The organism is Arcanobacterium wilhelmae, assembly GCF_029632765.1.
GTDB classification, from domain to species: domain Bacteria; phylum Actinomycetota; class Actinomycetes; order Actinomycetales; family Actinomycetaceae; genus Arcanobacterium; species Arcanobacterium wilhelmae.
The window spans coordinates 1,652,688-1,667,945 of the sequence record NZ_CP121247.1; the positions used below are offsets into that span (position 1 = coordinate 1,652,688).

Consider the following 15,258-nt stretch of genomic DNA (forward strand, 5'->3'; position numbering starts at 1 on the left):
ATGTTCGAAATATCGAACGGAGACTCCCATGAGCATCATCGAAACCTCAACCCGATCTGCCCGCGATCTTGGGATCGCAGTTCGCGATGCCCGTCTGCTTCGCGGGCTCACACAGGAGGAGCTCGCCACCCGTATCGGCGCTCCACGCGCATGGCTCTCCCAACTCGAGAACGGAAAGACCACCGGCGGTTCCATCACGCGAATCCTTCGCACGCTCCACGAACTCGGAATCGACCTCTTCGTGCGCTACTCCAGCGAAAACGCTCCCGCAACTCAACCACAAACCCGCCGCCCCGACGTCGACGATCTCCCCCCAGCCTCAACAAACGCCGAGTTTGCCCACACCCTCCCCGCATTCTTGAGGAGCAACGATGCGTGAGCTCGCCGTCTACTTTCGCGGCGAACTTGCCGGAACGCTCGTTGAATCCTCCGGGAAGCTCTCGTTGCGCTATCTTCCGAACGCGCCACAGGTCTCGCTCGCGATGCCCGTACGAAGCGAACCCTGGCCCGATCCCAACGTGCGCCCATTTATCCTCGGATTCTTGCCCGATTCCGCCGACCAGCTTTCCCTCCTCGCGCGTGAAATCGGCGCCGCTCGCACCGATATTTTCGCAATTCTCGCGCACATCGGAGCCGATTGCGCCGGCGCGATCCAATTCCTCGAACCGGGAACTCCCCCGTCGAAAACTGGCACGCTGACACAGCTCAGTGACGGGGATATCGAAGCGCGTCTGAGGGAACTTCGCACACAAAACAACCCCGCATGGATCCTCGAACACGAACACTGGTCGCTCGCGGGCACGCAGGAAAAATTTGCTCTCCATCGGGTGCCCGGGACGGCCTCATGGTATGCGGCGGATGGCGCCATTCCCTCCACGCATATCGTCAAACCGGGGGTTGTACGCCTCCACGCACAGGCGTTGATCGAGGCCGTGTCAATGCGGACGTTGACGAACCTGGGCTTACCCGCGGCTTACACTCAGTACCACTACTTCGGTAGCGAACCCGCCCTCGTCAGCGAGCGCGGGGATCGTGTGTGGGAGGGTGAGAAGCTTCTGCGCCTGACGCAAGAGGATCTGTGCCAAGCACTTAGTGTGTTACCGGAACAAAAATACGAGGCCGACGGCGGGCCCGGAATCGCACATATCGCGAAACTCTTCGACAAAATCGGCCTGGCCGCGCGCGAACGCTTCGCATTCCTCCAAAGTCTGATCGCAAACTACCTCTTGTGCGCAACAGACGCACACGCGAAGAACTTTTCGCTGACCTGGGACACCGGCGGTGTTCATCTCGCTCCGCTCTACGACGTCGCCTCCGCAGCTCCCTATGTGCACCCACGCGAGAAAGTGCGGCTGGCAATGAAAATTGGCGGAGAGAATCGCGCCGATGCGATCCGGGAGCGCCACTGGGCTCGGTGCGCGGGCGATCTCGGGTTCACCGAGGAGCAGGTGCTCAATGAAATCGAGCTCCAGCGCTTCGAGCTCCCCACGGCCTTCCGGTTGGCCACAGAATCGATCGCGCGCGAGCTCTTCGCTTCCGGCCACGGATTCACCCCGGAGGAAAGCAAGGCGCTTGAGGCAATGAACGCCTATATTCAGCGAGTTTCGCAGGGGAAGTAGCCCCGACGTCGGGGCGCAAGTGGCGCTTCGACGTCGAGCCCGTGGGGGCGCATCCCGAACGCACCGGGATGCACCCCCACGATGTTCGATATTTCGAATACCGAACATCGGCGACAAACAGTGTGGGGCGGCGGGATTTTCCCGCCGCCCCACACTGTTTGCACGATGAATTAAGCTTGGCCGCCCTCGATCATCGTGTTCACGCGCTCGACTTTCGCCTGGAGCATGTTCGTGTGGCCCGGGCGAATATCAGCCTTCATCACGAGGGAAATACGTGGGGTCATCTCAGAAAGCGCATCCACGCACTTCTTGACCACGGCCATCACCTCGTCCCATTCACCCTCGATCGTCGTGAACATCGAGGTGGTCTCCTCCCGCAGGCCCGATTCGCGCACGATCTTCACCGCGCGAGAGACAGCCTTGGAGACCGACCCGTCCGGCTGGTCCGTAGTTTGAGGGGCAATCGAGAATGCAAGCAACATCGTTTTCTCCTTATGGTTGGGCTCTAGTTGGATTCCCGACGCCGCAGCGCACCTTGCGCTCGAAGGCACAGCTCCCAGCGCTGGGAGCCGCGCACCGGCGTCGGCGGGTATAGCAGTGGCGAGGGAAAATCCCTCGCCACATGCATGTTTACTTGGTCGGCTTGACAAACGGGAACAGGATCGTTTCACGAATGCCCAGGCCAGTGAGCACCATGAGCAGGCGGTCGATCCCCATGCCCATGCCGCCCGACGGCGGGAAGCCGGCTTCCATCGCCTCGAGGAAGTCCTCGTCCAACTGCATCGCTTCCGGATCGCCATTGGCCGCCTCCAGCGACTGCTGGGTCAGGCGATCGCGCTGGATCACCGGATCCGCGAGCTCCGTGTAGGCGGTAGCGATTTCCATGCCGCGAATGTACAGATCCCACTTTTCAGTCAGGCCCGGGCGCGAACGGTGGTTACGCGTGAGCGGGGAGGTGTCCTCCGGGAAGTCGAACACGAACGTGGGCTCCCAAATGTGATCGCCGATGAGCTCTTCGAAAATATCCTCAACGATCTTGCCGTTCACGGCGTATTCCTTCACGGAAATCTCGTGCTCGGCAGCGATCTCGAGCAGGCGCTCACGCGGAGTATCCACCGTGATCTCCTCGCCGAGCTTCTCGGACACCGAACCGTACAAGTCGATGCGCTTCCACTCGCCGCCCAGATCATATTCGGTGCCGTCCGCCAAGGTGACCACGTGCGAACCAAACGCGGCCATCGCAGCGTTCTGGATCAGCTCGCGGGTCAGATCCGCCATCGATTCGTACGTGCCGTAAGCCTCGTATGCCTCAAGCGCCGAGAACTCCGGCGAATGCGAGGAATCCGCGCCCTCGTTGCGGAAGTTCTTACCGATCTCGAACACGCGATCAACACCGCCAACCACGGCCTTCTTCAGGTGAAGCTCGGTGGCGATACGCAGGTACAGATCCTCGTCGTAAGCGTTGATGTGCGTGGTGAACGGGCGTGCCGCCGCGCCGCCGTGCAGAGCCTGCAGGGTGGGGGTTTCGATCTCGAGGTACTCGTGGGAATCGAAGGTATCGCGCAGCGACTTCATCACGTTGGAGCGGATACGAACCATATCGCGTGCCGCTTGGCGGGTGATGAGGTCGAGGTGACGTGCACGGATGCGGGTTTCCTCGTTCAGTGTGGTTTCGGTGCCGTCCTCGGCTGTGAACGTCTTCGGAAGCGGGCGGATCGCCTTGGAGGCCATGAGCCACTCGTGTGCGAACACAGACAGCTCACCGCGCTTGGAGGCGCCAATGTGGCCCTTAACCCACAGGTGATCGCCAAGATCGAGATCCACCTTGAGCGCATCGAGCGATTCCTTGCCCACGTTTGCCAGGGAGAAGATCACCTGCACGCGGGTGCCGTCGCCAGCTTGGAGCTGCACGAACGCGATCTTGCCCGACGGGCGGAACAGCATCACTCGGCCAGCGGTGGCCACGATCTGGTCCTCGCGTTCCTCGCCTGGCTCGATGCCATCGAACTGCGCGCGAATTTCCGGGATACGGTGGGTAATTTCAAGCTCAGCCGCGTACGGCTGGCGGCCCTCGGCGAGCAGGCGCTCGCGCTTCGCCATGCGAACCGCTACCTGCTCCGGGGTATCATCATGCATCACGTTTTCAGTCACGCCACTAGACTACCCCAGCACTGCGCCCTTCCCCCGGACTTTCGTGCGCTTGTGGGCATATCTCACGCCCGACGTCGCCAGCCCACACGGTTTGCAACCCGCTCCCGACGTCGTGGCTCGGTTTTCTGTGACGTTCACCGACGTCGGGGCGCGAGCCTGGCCCGACGTCGGCGGTGCACTGTAAAGACAAAAACGCGGGCCCTGGGTTGCCCCAGGGCCCGCGTGAGGTTAACTCGCATTGCGAAACCGAGCGGAAGTTGCCGTGCGAATTGAATTTTTCGCCGAAATCAATATCTTAACCATCTACTGATCTCACAAAACCCAGCCGTCACGATCTAGCACGGACACTGAAAAATGTCGAAACAGCTACGATTACAAAAAATAGCGATGCTGTCGATGATGAATTATTAGCGACCGGGCTAAAAAACGGAACAGAGAAAGTAAGCAGTGATGAGGACAAGTAAAGCCCACTGTCCCGTTCATCTCCTTCGCGGGTGTGCAGCGCCTTCAAAAGCTTCGAAAACTGAACACCCGCAAAAATCGCGGCACTGACATTTAATAACACACTGACGATTTGATATAACATCTATGCTCCTCTAATTAGAGAGTAACAACTTCCAATCCCAATAAGATCCCAAAAGTTATCAACGAGAATAGGCCATGCGGCCGCTAGTAATACCTTCTCCTTGTCATTCAAAGGAGGAGGCTTCGGAAGTCGCGAAGCAACCCATTTTGGAAGACTGCTACGCAAAGCGTGCACAGCATTCTTCACGGCGGCTGCGACTGCACGCTTCACTCCGCCCACCTTCTCAATGGCTTTTGCAACTGCACGATGTTTCGACAGCTTGTTAAAAAACGAAACAAGCTTCGGGAATCGAGCAGCTAACGCGGGTGGGCCCGCCACCAACAATGGTGCTAAAGAGACCGCACATTTAGCCGCCGTTACAATCCACCAACCCCAAGAAGCACCAACAGTAATTGGAAAAGCAGCCTGCTTCCCATCAACATACTGACGCAGAGTATTTTTTCCAATCAGTTTGAAATACGTCGGCACTTTTTGGGCTGTAGCGTCAAGCGCCCACCGTGCACGGATCTCGCCTTTCAACATCCCATGTCGAGACAACAGATTAACGCCACCATCCGCACGAGCTGACAGCTTGTAACCTTTCGGAATTTCATATTGAAAATTAATATAATGCCGGCGCCGGTCTTTGAGCAGACCCACGATCTACCCATCACCATCCTCAGTTACATGTGACACTGCAGACGCCCCGACACCATTTTTCTCAGCACTCACTGCCACACCATTAAGAACGCTAGTCAATGCGTAATTTTTTACCCGCACGCTAAACATCTTGCGAGTTTCAGGATCAGGTATTAAAACCTCAGCACTGCGCTCGTCAACGCGAGGCAACGTCTCAAGCACCTCAATTTCTTGTGGTGACACATCAAGATTTCCCAGATCTCGGAACGGAGCATCCGCACCCTGCATATTCAGGCTTCTAGGGATTTGCCCACGAATTTCCGGCCTCAATTTCGCATGGACTTTTCTCAACTCTCTACCGACCAGCATTTGTGCTGTCGGATCAGAAACCGATCCAAAAACGTCGAGAGTTCGCAGATCGGGGATACCCTGACTACCCTTTACGATCGAGGAGCTCTCTGAGTTTTCAGAAGCTGCCACAGCAACTGGCACAACATCCACCAACACCAGACAAATAGCCGACAACACGGCGGCAAAGAATGTGAATAAATTTCTCACTCCGTCAGGAGCGTCATCTATCTTTTGGTGCGCCCCCCTAAAAACATACTGAAAGTTCATCATTCACCACACCCATCCACCAATCATTCTAAAAACCAATGACTAAGAAAACTTTTCCGAACAACTCTGGAACTCATTCACCAGAGCTCATTTATTTTAGGAAACCGAACGGAGGTAGGCCTCGCCGTCGAAGGTGTTGCGGGAGGCGTAGTCGCGAGCGTTCTCGCTCACCTCGCCAACGTTACCCTCGGCGTAGTGGTCGATGACCAGGGCGATCGCGCCGTCGCCGGTGACGTTTGTTGCGGTGCCGAACGAATCGAGCGCGATGTAGGAGGCAATCATGAGGCCGACGGCGGCGTCGTTGAAGCTGAGCATCGAACCGAGGATGCCAACAGAGGCCATGATCGCGCCGCCAGGAACGCCCGGCGCAGCAACCATAATCACGCCGAGCATGAAGATGAAGCCAACCATTTGCGCAGTGGTGACCGGCAGGCCATTCAAGGTGATGATTGCCATCGCGAACGCGGTGATCTTAGACATTGAGCCGGCCAGGTGGATCGTTGCACACAGCGGAACCACAAAAGAGGCCACCGGCTCGGAGACGCCATTCTTGAGGGTCTGGCGCAAGGTGACCGGAATGGTAGCTGCAGAAGAGGAGGTGCCGAGAGCGGTGAAGTAGGCCGGCATCATGTTCCCCAGCGCCTTCAACGGGTTCTTCCGCGCGATCGCGCCGGCGATGCCGTACTGTGCGCCGAGGATAATTACCTCGAGGACCAGCACAAACACCACGATCTTCACCAAGGTGGCGATAATCTTCGCGATTTCACCGCCTTGGGTGAGGTTGAGGAAAATACCGAAAATGTGAAGCGGAAGGAACGGGATGATCACCTTTGAGATCAGGCCGGTGATGATTTCGCGGAACTCCACGAAGCCCTTGCGGATCACACCGCGCGGCGCGAGCGAGAGGCCAATACCTACCACGAAGGAGAGCACCAGCGCGGTCATCACGCCAAATACGGGCGGAACCGTGAGGTCCTTAATGTAGCCGGTGAGCGCAGCCTTGGAAGGATCTTGCACGTCCACAGCCTGGCCGGCATGGAGGATCATCGGATATACGGCGCGCGCCGCGAAGAAGGTCAAGAAGCCTGCAAAGAGGGAGGAACCGTACGCGATCGCGGCGGTAATACCGAGCCACTTGCCTGCTCCCTTACCGAGATCCGCGATCGCGGGAACGATCAGGCCCACGATGATCAGCGGAACCGCGAAGCCGAGGAACTGCGAGAAAAGATCGTTGAACGTGACGAAACCTCGCGTCAGCGACGTGGGGAAAAACTGACCACAAATAATGCCCGCCACAATGGCGCCAATAACCCAGGGCAAAACGCCCGCACGCTTTAACGCTGACATGCCTCGTCCTTTCTCTCACTGTTGCGTGTTAAAAGCTGACACTAGACCTGTCCACGAAATAATTACGCGCGCGTCCGCATAGTGATACAGATTTCTGGGGACGTTCCAAAGAGTAGAATTTGGCCAGATTCCTCCTCTTGTCAGTCACAGTAAAACTCACGGCACACGAGATATTGGCGAGCATTCGGTATACTCACCCTCAGCTTCACAAAGGAAACCACAAGAAACTCACCAAGAAAGAAAACGAACTACTATGGGCTTTCTTTTTAATCCGATTGTTGAGACTATCCTCACCGGACTTCTCTCACTCTTCTTCCTGACCTACGTCTACGCGAGCTACCCACGGCAAGGAAAGCCCAAAAAGGGGCGCAGGCAAGCTCCACGACAAAAGTGGAGCCGTGAACTCAAAGTTTTCCTCATCACTGGACTCTTATTTGCCATCTCAACCTTTGCCGGCATCATGGACATGCTGACAAATTAAACCCCGCTGGATTTGAGGCCTTGATCGTTCGGCGGCACCTTGCCCGGGTTCGCACCGATCTCCACAATATGGTTGGCGTGATCCACGAACACTACTGCCGGCGCGTTCTCACGCGCGTCCGCATCGTCCATCCACTGGTAGGCCATGAGGATCACGATGTCGCCCGCGCTCGCATGATGCGCGGCAGCACCGTTCAAAATCACCTCGCCCTTGCCCCGCTCGCCCGGGATCGTGTACGTGGACAGACGCGAACCGTTCGTCACGTTCACAATATCCACCGATTCCCCCGGCAAAATATTCGCCGCTTCAAGTAGATCAGCATCCACGGTCACCGACCCCACATAGTTCAGATCCGCGCCAGTCACCGTGGCGCGATGGATCTTCCCCGAGATCATTTTGCGCATATTAGGCAATGGAAACCTCCATGTTATCGATCAGGCGGGTCGGGCCAACATACGCCGCAACCGCCAGCAACCCAGCTCCATGTGCGCCAGCTTCCAGCTCCTGGAACGTTTCCGGATCCACAAGCACCAGGTAATCGACGCGCACGTTCGCGCCCTCGATCGATTCGCGCGCAGCCGCGAGCACCTCACCAGCCGCCCCGCTGGCGTCGGCGGCCGCCTTCCCGTCCGCGAGCGCACGCGAGAGCGCCAACGCGTCCTCACGCTCGGCCTGCGACAGGTACGAGTTCCGCGAGCTCATCGCGAGCCCGGATTCCTCGCGCTTGATCGGCACCGCGCGGATCTCGAGGTTCATGTCCAGATCGGCCACCATCGTGCGAATCAGCGCGAGCTGCTGGGCGTCTTTCTGCCCAAAGTACGCCAGCTGCGGGCGCACCAGGTTCATCACCTTGTGCACGATCTGCAGCACGCCCGCGAAGTGGGTGGGGCGCGTTTTGCCTTCGAGTACGGTCGCCACCGGGCCCGGGTTGATCCGCACGAGCGGCTCGCGCGGATACATTTCTTCCACCTCGGGAGCGAATACCACGTCCACGCCCGCCGGCTCGAGGAGCGCGACGTCGGCGTCGAGCGTACGCGGGTAGGCTTCGTAATCCTCGCCCGGCCCGAACTGCAAAGGGTTGACGAAGATGGAAACGATTGTGTGGTCCGTCTCCGCCGTCGCCCGCTCGACCAGCGACAAGTGGCCCTCGTGGAGCGCACCCATCGTCATCACGAGCGAGCGCGTGCCCTCGAGTTTCGCTAGCTCGCGCGCGAGCTCTTCCTTCGTTGTGACGACCTTCATGCTTCCTCCACAATTTTTGTCATTTGGCCCGCTTGGGTTTGGCTGATCACGCCGCGCGCGAGTGCGCGGGTGATCGTTGCGCGCGCAAGGGCGCGGTAGGTGTGTGCGACGTCGGCGAGTTCCGGAACGTCTGCGGCGAGCTCGTCGAGTTGTTCCACGTGGCCTTCGACGGTGACGGCGTCGCCTCGCACCACCGGCCCGGTTTGTAGCGCTTCCCCGCTGGAGAGGGCGCCTTCGAGCGCAGCCTGCGTCAGCGGGCGCAGATAGGCACCGGCGTCGGCGATCCCGATCTGCTCGAGCACACGCTCGGCCTGCGCGACGACGGTGACCAGGTGGTTTGCGCCGTGCGCGAGGGCTGCGTGGTAGAGCGGGCGGTCGACGTCGGCGATCACCACGCCTTCGCCGCCCATCTCGGCCACGAGCGCGAGCCCGATCGGTTGCAGCATCGGCGAGGCGGAGACGGAGAACGGGCAGCCTTGCAGGCGGGCGACGTCGAGCGAGGTACCGGTGAACGTCATGGCGGGGTGGACGGCGAGCGTGAGCGCCCCGGCGGCGGCAGCGCCCGCGAGGATATCAGCGCCGTAACGGCCGGCGGTGTGCATCACGATTTGGCCGCTTTGCCACGCGCCGAGCTTCGTGAGCCCTTTAACCAGGGGAATCAGTTCGCGATCGGGCACTGCGAGCACCACAAGCTGGGAGCGTTCCACAATCGTTTGCACGTCCAGCGCGGGTACGCCCGGCAGCATGTTTTCCAGCCGGTCGAGCGATGCCTCCGACGTGGCGTACGCCCCGATGATGGAGTGCCCGGCCGCACGCAACGCGCTTCCAATTGCGGCACCCACTTTTCCTGCCGAGACGATTCCAACGCCCATTCTCGCGGTATTCACGCCCAATAGTTTAGCGCTCATGCTGGTAGCCGCGCGCAGGGCGTGAGCCAGCCCACCGGCGTCGGCGGCTCTCTCCCCGCCACACCGTCCGCCTCAGTCGCAACACCGCTTCACTGCCCGCCCAGGAGCCACTCGCGAATATTGCGATGGCGAATCCCCTTACGCGAAAGATCGAGCGGATCCATCGTCAACACAAACTTCGGGTAGTTATCCGCAACCTCAGCAAACACACCAAACTCGCGCTCCGCCGTCGCCTCGGACGCAAGCAGGTACGACACCTGGTAGTACTCGACCTCACCCGCGCGAGTCGCCACGAAGTCGATCTCCTTGCTACCCATGGCTCCAACGCGAACCTCGTACCCACGGGCGCGAAGCTCCTGGTACACAATGTTTTCCAGGCTCCGCTCGATGCTTTCCTCGTTGCGGAAGCCAAGCACTGTGCGCAAGCCAAGGTCGGCAACAAACCACTTCTCCCCCAGCCGCAACAGCTCCTTGCCGTTCACGTCCCAGCGCGGCATCTTCTCCACGAGAAACGCCTCCTCGAGGTAGCCAAGGTAGGCAAGGATCTTCTCCACGCTCACCTTTCTCCCCTCGGATTTCACGAAAGCGGCGAGCGAGCGAGCCGAGAACGGCGAGCCAATATTGTCGAATACGAATGCCATGACGCGATCGAACATATCCACATCGCGAATTTCGTGGTGTTCGATCACGTCTCGGCGCACCGCGGAATCGAACACGTCGCGCAGGTATTGGGTGACGAGATCCTCGTTGAAGTTGTAGAACTTCAACATCGGGTAACCGCCGTAGCGCACAAACTTTGCAAAGAGGTCGTCCACGCCGAGCCCGAGATGTTCGTAGAGACGGACGAATTCAGAAAAGACGAGCGGGCGAACCGGGATCTGCGTGTAACGGCCAGCCAAGTGTGTGGCGAGATCGCCGGAGAGCATCCGCGAGTTCGAACCGGTCACGTAAATATCGCAGTTCCAGCTCACTCGAAGCGCGTTGATCACGTCTTCCCAGCCGGCCACCTGCTGGATTTCGTCGAAAAAGAAGTAGGTGCGCTCGGTGCGGCTCGGCGCGGAGGCGTTCACAAAGTCGATCAGCTGTTCGGCTGTGCGGATACGCACGCCGTCGATCGACTCGAGGTTGAGTTCGACGACGACGGAGCCGTCCTTCGTTTCTCTGATACGGTTCGCGAGCTGGGCAAGGAGCGTCGATTTTCCGCATCGGCGAACGCCAGTAAGCACCTTGACCATTGGCACATCAATTAATGCGACCAGCTGGTCAAAATACAGCGGCCTCGGAATCAGTAGCTCATCCACCACAACACCTCCATGTCAAGGTATACCCGACACTTTTCGTAAAATACGAACTAGTGTCGAGTATACACCGACACCTATGCTGTTTCGGAAGGTTTTGTCGAGTATACCTTGACACCGTATAGTGACCAGCCTCGACGACGCCGATGGGGCGCTTGCGCTGGCCCACAAGCTAGCGCAAGCCTGAGCGCGCCCGGATCTCCCACGCGTCGTGAACGATCTGCTCCACTGGGAAGTTACTGATCACGGTATCCGCCACGCCGGAGGCGTTGCGCAGGTGAAGCGTGGCCGTCCCCCATTGTCGATCGAGGGGGCCACGGTTCACATGCACCGCCTGGATCCGCGAAATCGGGGCGATCTCGGAACGCACCCAGAACTTCCCATACTTGACAACAACGTGGCGGCCGGCGAGCTGGTATCGATCGGTTTTCCAGCCGATGGGATGGAAAAAGCGAATCGTGCGCGGCGAACGAACGCCGTCGCTCAACGGATCCGACAACAGGAGTTCTTCACGCAACTCCGGCGGAATCGCAGGCGCGATGATCTCCAGGAGCGCGCGCACCTGCTCGCGAGTAGCGACCGGCATGATCGTCCCCGAATCGAGGCCGTCCTCGTTCTCCTTCTTCCCCAGGATGGACACGCTCACGTTCCACCAACCCTGGCCGCGCCACAGCATCGGCTGGCTGAGCGTGATCCGGTGGATGCGTTCAGGGCTCAGCGATACGGACTTGACTGAGCCGATACCCGTGCGCACGCGCAACCCCGATTCACCAATATAAATCTTGGAATTCAGCCCAACGGTTGCGCTCTTGATTCCTCCCCATACGGTTCCGGCAATGGCGATCACCGCTCCAATCCAGTTCGAGCGCCACAGGAAGAAAACAATGATTGCCACACCGATCAACAGGCTGACATAGAAACCGACCGAGCGGAGCCTGGCACGCAGAAGCTGCGGCAACTGGAGGTGGTAGAACAGTTCGTCGTTTTCCATAGCGTCGGCGTCGGTGACGATCAGCGGGTTTTCGCTTGCGCCAGGTTGCGACGTCGGGACGGGCTCAGCGCCCTCGACGGCGTTGCCCGGGTGTGCGCTGTCCGGTTCCGTTCCCTCCCCCGACGCCGGTGGGGTGGCCTGCGTCAGCTTCGCCGATTTACTTGCCTTGATCCAGGTGAGCATTTGCGAACGCAATGCCGCGCAGGTCCGCAACGGCATGAGCTGGGTTTCGGTTTGCTCATCAGCCGAGGCTGTATCGACGTTGATTTTCCCGTAGCCGATCAGCCTGCCCCACAGGCTTTGTTGCACCTCAACAGACTGAATCCGGTTCCAGCGGATGGTCTGCCTGGTTTTGATGAAGTAGCCGTCACGAGTGTGGAAGCCCGCCGAATCGAGCGCATACTGGCGATAACGCCAGCCAATCAGCGAGAAAACGCCAATCACCACGCTGAGTACCACAAGAACGCCAAGCACCCAGCTCGCCCACGGCGCCACGAAAAGCCGCGCAAGATCGAGATCTTCCTTCAACCGATCGGGCTCATCTAGATCACGAAAGAGTACCTTGACGATAAAGAACACTGGCAATCCCCACAGCACGGCGACATTCGAGATCGGGTTAATCACCGAATACCGGTGCCAGGAAAGCTGCGCGTCTGAACGGTTCTCGATCTCGAGCTCGGGCGCCTGAGAGTTTTCCACTGCCAGCGGCTCCACCTCGCTCACAGGCCCTCCATCCGCGCCTCGCCACGCTCGGTAAAGATTCGGCGCAAACGCTCGGCTTCTTCCGCCTTCACTCCATCGATTGCGACATCGGCAGATGAGGAGGCGGTAACGAATTTGACGCTCGCAAGCCCGTAGCGCTTCATGATGGGGCCGGCCTCAACCTCCACTTTTTGCATGCGCCCATACGGGGTGATCGTGAGGCTCTCGAACATCTTTCCACTGCGAGTGACCAGCTCGTCATCGAGCACCGCGTACCCGAAAAAGCGGATCGCTCGAAGCTCGGCCCACAACGCCAGCACGCCGATCACCACCGTGGCGGCAGGTAGCAGCCACAGCAGGCGCCACCAACCCCCGGTTCCCCAGAAATAAGCCGGCCAGCCAAACAGCACAAACCAGATCGGGAAGCCGATCAGCGAACCGATCCACTGAACAGTACGGAACGCCGGATCCTTGTGGAGATACGTAAATTCTTCGCCGAACCTGTTCATCCGATCACCCGCGCTTTCCACTGATCGATCGTTTCCGAAACCTTCGCAGCCCTGGCCGCCTTGCCACGCTCGGCAAGATCCACCACGGCCTCACGCACCCGCTCGATCGGATAATTTTTGATCGTCGAGTTCGCCTAGACGCCCACCAAATCAATACGCAACGAGGCAAGCCCACGCCGAGCCTGCCATGGCCCCTGCGTGATCGCACACGATTGCCAACGATCCTGCGGAATCACCGCAAAGGAACGCCCTACGCGCTTCGAACGGATCGCCACCACGGCCGGCGTCGCAGCGAAGCCGCGGAAGCCCCACTGGAACGGGTCGAAGAGGCGAGCCGCCTTCGTCGTCGGCAGGAGAGCCTCGCCAGGCGTACCCGTGAGCTCAGCGAAAAGCTGACCGTCGTTTTCCGAGCCCAGATCCGGACGCAACACCCACATCACGTGCTGAAGATCCTCAATCGTCCCCACGGGCATCACCGGCACGCCGGAGAGAAGATTTTCTTTCACATCATCAGTGGTACGGCCGGCAACAGTCACGTCCAGCGACCACCAGCCGCACGCGCGAGCGAGCCATGTTTGAGAAACAGTGATCGCATGCACACGCTCCGGCGGAACCGTGATCGTGCGGATTGACGTGAGCCCGCTACGCACGCGAAGCCCGTGCTCGGAGATATACACCTTGGTGTCCCACTGTGTGAACGCTGGCTTAATCACCGCATAGAAAATACCGAGCGCGGTGAGAATAATTCCGAAGCTCGCTCCTTCCGTTTCCACGGTGATCCACACCGTGAAAATCAGGTACGCCAGTGCGGAGAAACCCTGCCAACTCACCAGGCGCGTGGCCATCAACTTCCACGGGTTCAGCTCATAAACCAGGTGATCGTTCACCAGATCATCCGGATCAAAAACAGGGATCGCCGACGCCGGAGCGCCAGGAACGTTCGTGCTCTCGGAACCTGCGGGTTGCGCACTGACGCCGCCTGCCGCGCGGCCCATCGGTACACTCGCTTCGGCTGCAGCCAGGCTACCCGTAACCCCGGGAACGCTCTCCTCCCCCACGAGCTCCGCACCTGCGGACGCCACCTGCGCCCCGGCGTCGGGAATCACGTGCGCATCGGATGTGACCGGTAGCCCAGTGCGCTTGCGCGTGAGCCCCGTGAGGAGCTCGTGGCGTAGCGCCGCGCAATCGGCCATCGTGAGCAGGCCGAGCCGCAACTGGCGATCGCCCGCCGCGGCGGAATCCACCACCACCGTACCGAAGCCGAAGATGCGCCCGAAAAGCGACTGATCGATCTCCACGCTCTGAATACGCTCCCAGAGCATGTGCTGGCGGGTCTGAATAAAAACACCGCTTCGGTAGTGGATACCGTTTTCCACCAGCGCGAAGCTCTGCTTTGTCCACACGACCCAGCCCGCGGCCACCGCGAGCGTTGAGACCACCAGCAGACCCCCAACGAAAACCGCGAGATAGAACCAAAGATCCGCAGCGTCTGGATGAATGTCGCGCAACTTCTCCCACGGAGCGTCCTTGACAATGTTGTAGAAGATGATCGCGACGAACACCCAGATGGCCGTGCCCTTCGTGATCGGGGTGACCTTGTGGAAATGGCGCCACGAATCCTCGGCGATCTCCGCGTTGGCAGCCTCCAGGTTGTGATCGACCTGCTCCATTACAGGCCCTCCATCATCGAGTTACCGAGCTGGGTGAGCTTCAGGCGCAAGCGATCCGCTTCCTCAGAACTCACGCCATGAATCGTGGCGTTCGTGGAGGGGCTGGCAGTGACCAACTCCACGCTCGCCAAACCATAGTGCCCGAGAATCGGCCCCGCAGACACATTCACCTGTTGCATCCGACCATAGGGCACAACCACGACGTTCTTGAACATTACTCCGCGCCGAACGAGGAGCTCCTCGGCGCCCTCCGAGTATCCGAGCGCGCCCACCTGACGGCGCATGATCCACGCGGCCCACACAGTGAGAAGAATGCCAGCAACCGTTACGCCCCACAGAATCCATGTGGCGATCGAGCCCCATACGAATGTGGAGACAGTCGCAAAAATCAGCGCGGGCATAACCAGGCACAGCGCGGTGATCACAATATAAATATTGACCACTTTGCGGTAGCGCGGATCAACGGGCGTAAACTCAGCGGAGGTCAGTTCGTTTCTCATGTCCCCAAGACTACATGA

17 protein-coding genes are annotated in these 15,258 nt (G+C 59.4%); 4 read left to right on the forward strand and 13 right to left on the reverse strand.

All coding sequences use genetic code 11. From position 1 onward, the window contains the following. The first annotated feature begins 28 nt into the window (after positions 1-28). Together P8A24_RS07365 and P8A24_RS07370 are read left to right on the forward strand one after the other, a co-directional pair. Positions 29-379: a helix-turn-helix domain-containing protein gene (locus tag P8A24_RS07365; protein WP_278057959.1), complete on the forward strand. Its 351-nt coding sequence runs from the start codon at positions 29-31 to the stop codon at positions 377-379. Next, positions 372-1,619 carry a HipA domain-containing protein gene (locus P8A24_RS07370; RefSeq protein ID WP_278057960.1) on the forward strand — a complete coding sequence of 416 codons (1,248 nt, stop codon included), beginning with the start codon at positions 372-374 and terminating at the stop codon, positions 1,617-1,619. Before P8A24_RS07365 ends, P8A24_RS07370 begins: the two co-directional genes overlap by 8 nt. A gap of 170 nt (positions 1,620-1,789) precedes the next feature. Here the strand turns inward: P8A24_RS07370 and P8A24_RS07375 are convergent, their stop codons facing one another. Both P8A24_RS07375 and lysS read right to left on the reverse strand, forming a co-directional pair. Beyond that, positions 1,790-2,101, reverse strand: coding sequence for an MTH1187 family thiamine-binding protein (locus P8A24_RS07375; protein ID WP_278057961.1), 312 nt, complete (start codon positions 2,099-2,101; stop codon positions 1,790-1,792). Between the two features lie 148 nt (positions 2,102-2,249). Beyond that, positions 2,250-3,755, reverse strand: coding sequence for a lysine--tRNA ligase (gene lysS, locus P8A24_RS07380; RefSeq protein WP_278060239.1), 1,506 nt, complete (start codon positions 3,753-3,755; stop codon positions 2,250-2,252). A 64-nt stretch (positions 3,756-3,819) separates the two neighbouring features. On the opposite strand from lysS, the gene P8A24_RS07385 reads away from it, so the two are divergent. After that, positions 3,820-3,954, forward strand: coding sequence for a hypothetical protein (locus P8A24_RS07385; RefSeq protein WP_278057962.1), 135 nt, complete (start codon positions 3,820-3,822; stop codon positions 3,952-3,954). Between the two features lie 402 nt (positions 3,955-4,356). Here P8A24_RS07385 and P8A24_RS07390 read toward each other — a convergent pair whose 3' ends face one another. The 3 genes from P8A24_RS07390 to P8A24_RS07400 form a co-directional block, all read right to left on the reverse strand. Next, complete coding sequence (locus P8A24_RS07390) at positions 4,357-4,995, reverse strand: hypothetical protein (RefSeq protein WP_278057963.1); 639 nt, start codon at positions 4,993-4,995, stop codon at positions 4,357-4,359. 3 nt (positions 4,996-4,998) lie between these two features. Continuing rightward, positions 4,999-5,595, reverse strand: a complete 597-nt coding sequence (locus P8A24_RS07395; protein ID WP_278057964.1) for a hypothetical protein — start codon at positions 5,593-5,595, stop codon at positions 4,999-5,001. Between the two features lie 93 nt (positions 5,596-5,688). Next, entirely contained in the window at positions 5,689-6,939 is a 1,251-nt protein-coding gene (locus P8A24_RS07400) for a dicarboxylate/amino acid:cation symporter (RefSeq protein WP_278057965.1), read from the reverse strand. A 253-nt stretch (positions 6,940-7,192) separates the two neighbouring features. Here P8A24_RS07400 and P8A24_RS07405 point away from each other — a divergent pair, with 253 nt between their 5' ends. Then, positions 7,193-7,420 (forward strand): hypothetical protein, encoded by a 228-nt coding sequence (locus P8A24_RS07405; protein WP_278057966.1) that lies wholly within the window; start codon positions 7,193-7,195, stop codon positions 7,418-7,420. Here P8A24_RS07405 and panD read toward each other — a convergent pair. The 8 genes from panD to P8A24_RS07445 all read right to left on the reverse strand — a co-directional run bounded on the left by panD (position 7,417) and on the right by P8A24_RS07445 (position 15,240). Then, the gene (panD, locus tag P8A24_RS07410) at positions 7,417-7,824 is read right to left on the reverse strand and encodes an aspartate 1-decarboxylase (protein ID WP_278057967.1); all 408 of its coding nucleotides are present in this window, start codon (positions 7,822-7,824) and stop codon (positions 7,417-7,419) included. The two genes, P8A24_RS07405 and panD, sit on opposite strands and share 4 nt — an antisense overlap. Before the next feature lies 1 nt (position 7,825). After that, positions 7,826-8,662 (reverse strand): pantoate--beta-alanine ligase, encoded by an 837-nt coding sequence (panC, locus tag P8A24_RS07415; protein WP_278057968.1) that lies wholly within the window; start codon positions 8,660-8,662, stop codon positions 7,826-7,828. Next, on the reverse strand, positions 8,659-9,549 hold the full coding sequence (locus P8A24_RS07420) for a Rossmann-like and DUF2520 domain-containing protein (protein WP_278057969.1): 891 nt from the start codon (positions 9,547-9,549) through the stop codon (positions 8,659-8,661). Before P8A24_RS07420 ends, panC begins: the two co-directional genes overlap by 4 nt. 110 nt (positions 9,550-9,659) lie before the next feature. Beyond that, positions 9,660-10,871, reverse strand: coding sequence for an ATP-binding protein (locus P8A24_RS07425; RefSeq protein ID WP_278057970.1), 1,212 nt, complete (start codon positions 10,869-10,871; stop codon positions 9,660-9,662). Positions 10,872-11,040: 169 nt separating this feature from the next. Further along, the gene (locus tag P8A24_RS07430) at positions 11,041-12,582 is read right to left on the reverse strand and encodes a PH domain-containing protein (protein ID WP_278057971.1); all 1,542 of its coding nucleotides are present in this window, start codon (positions 12,580-12,582) and stop codon (positions 11,041-11,043) included. Beyond that, positions 12,579-13,091 carry a PH domain-containing protein gene (locus P8A24_RS07435; protein WP_278057972.1) on the reverse strand — a complete coding sequence of 171 codons (513 nt, stop codon included), beginning with the start codon at positions 13,089-13,091 and terminating at the stop codon, positions 12,579-12,581. The genes P8A24_RS07430 and P8A24_RS07435 overlap by 4 nt, the downstream gene beginning before the upstream one ends. A gap of 113 nt (positions 13,092-13,204) precedes the next feature. Next, positions 13,205-14,740 carry a PH domain-containing protein gene (locus P8A24_RS07440; protein ID WP_278057973.1) on the reverse strand — a complete coding sequence of 512 codons (1,536 nt, stop codon included), beginning with the start codon at positions 14,738-14,740 and terminating at the stop codon, positions 13,205-13,207. Continuing rightward, complete coding sequence (locus P8A24_RS07445; protein ID WP_278057974.1) at positions 14,740-15,240, reverse strand: PH domain-containing protein; 501 nt, start codon at positions 15,238-15,240, stop codon at positions 14,740-14,742. The genes P8A24_RS07440 and P8A24_RS07445 overlap by 1 nt, the downstream gene beginning before the upstream one ends. Between the last annotated feature and the right edge of the window lie 18 nt (positions 15,241-15,258).

Excerpts from the sequence above, each read along its gene's own strand:
- panD (WP_278057967.1), bottom strand. The coding sequence starts at position 7,824 with ATGCGCAAAATGATCTCGGGGAAGATCCATCGCGCCACGGTGACTGGC.
- P8A24_RS07365 (WP_278057959.1), top strand. The coding sequence starts at position 29 with ATGAGCATCATCGAAACCTCAACCCGATCTGCCCGCGATCTTGGGATC.
- P8A24_RS07375 (WP_278057961.1), bottom strand. The coding sequence starts at position 2,101 with ATGTTGCTTGCATTCTCGATTGCCCCTCAAACTACGGACCAGCCGGAC.
- P8A24_RS07405 (WP_278057966.1), top strand. The coding sequence starts at position 7,193 with ATGGGCTTTCTTTTTAATCCGATTGTTGAGACTATCCTCACCGGACTT.
- P8A24_RS07400 (WP_278057965.1), bottom strand. The coding sequence starts at position 6,939 with ATGTCAGCGTTAAAGCGTGCGGGCGTTTTGCCCTGGGTTATTGGCGCC.
- P8A24_RS07395 (WP_278057964.1), bottom strand. The coding sequence starts at position 5,595 with ATGATGAACTTTCAGTATGTTTTTAGGGGGGCGCACCAAAAGATAGAT.
- lysS (WP_278060239.1), bottom strand. The coding sequence starts at position 3,755 with ATGCATGATGATACCCCGGAGCAGGTAGCGGTTCGCATGGCGAAGCGC.
- P8A24_RS07370 (WP_278057960.1), top strand. The coding sequence starts at position 372 with ATGCGTGAGCTCGCCGTCTACTTTCGCGGCGAACTTGCCGGAACGCTC.
- P8A24_RS07440 (WP_278057973.1), bottom strand. The coding sequence starts at position 14,740 with ATGGAGCAGGTCGATCACAACCTGGAGGCTGCCAACGCGGAGATCGCC.
- P8A24_RS07445 (WP_278057974.1), bottom strand. The coding sequence starts at position 15,240 with ATGAGAAACGAACTGACCTCCGCTGAGTTTACGCCCGTTGATCCGCGC.
- panC (WP_278057968.1), bottom strand. The coding sequence starts at position 8,662 with ATGAAGGTCGTCACAACGAAGGAAGAGCTCGCGCGCGAGCTAGCGAAA.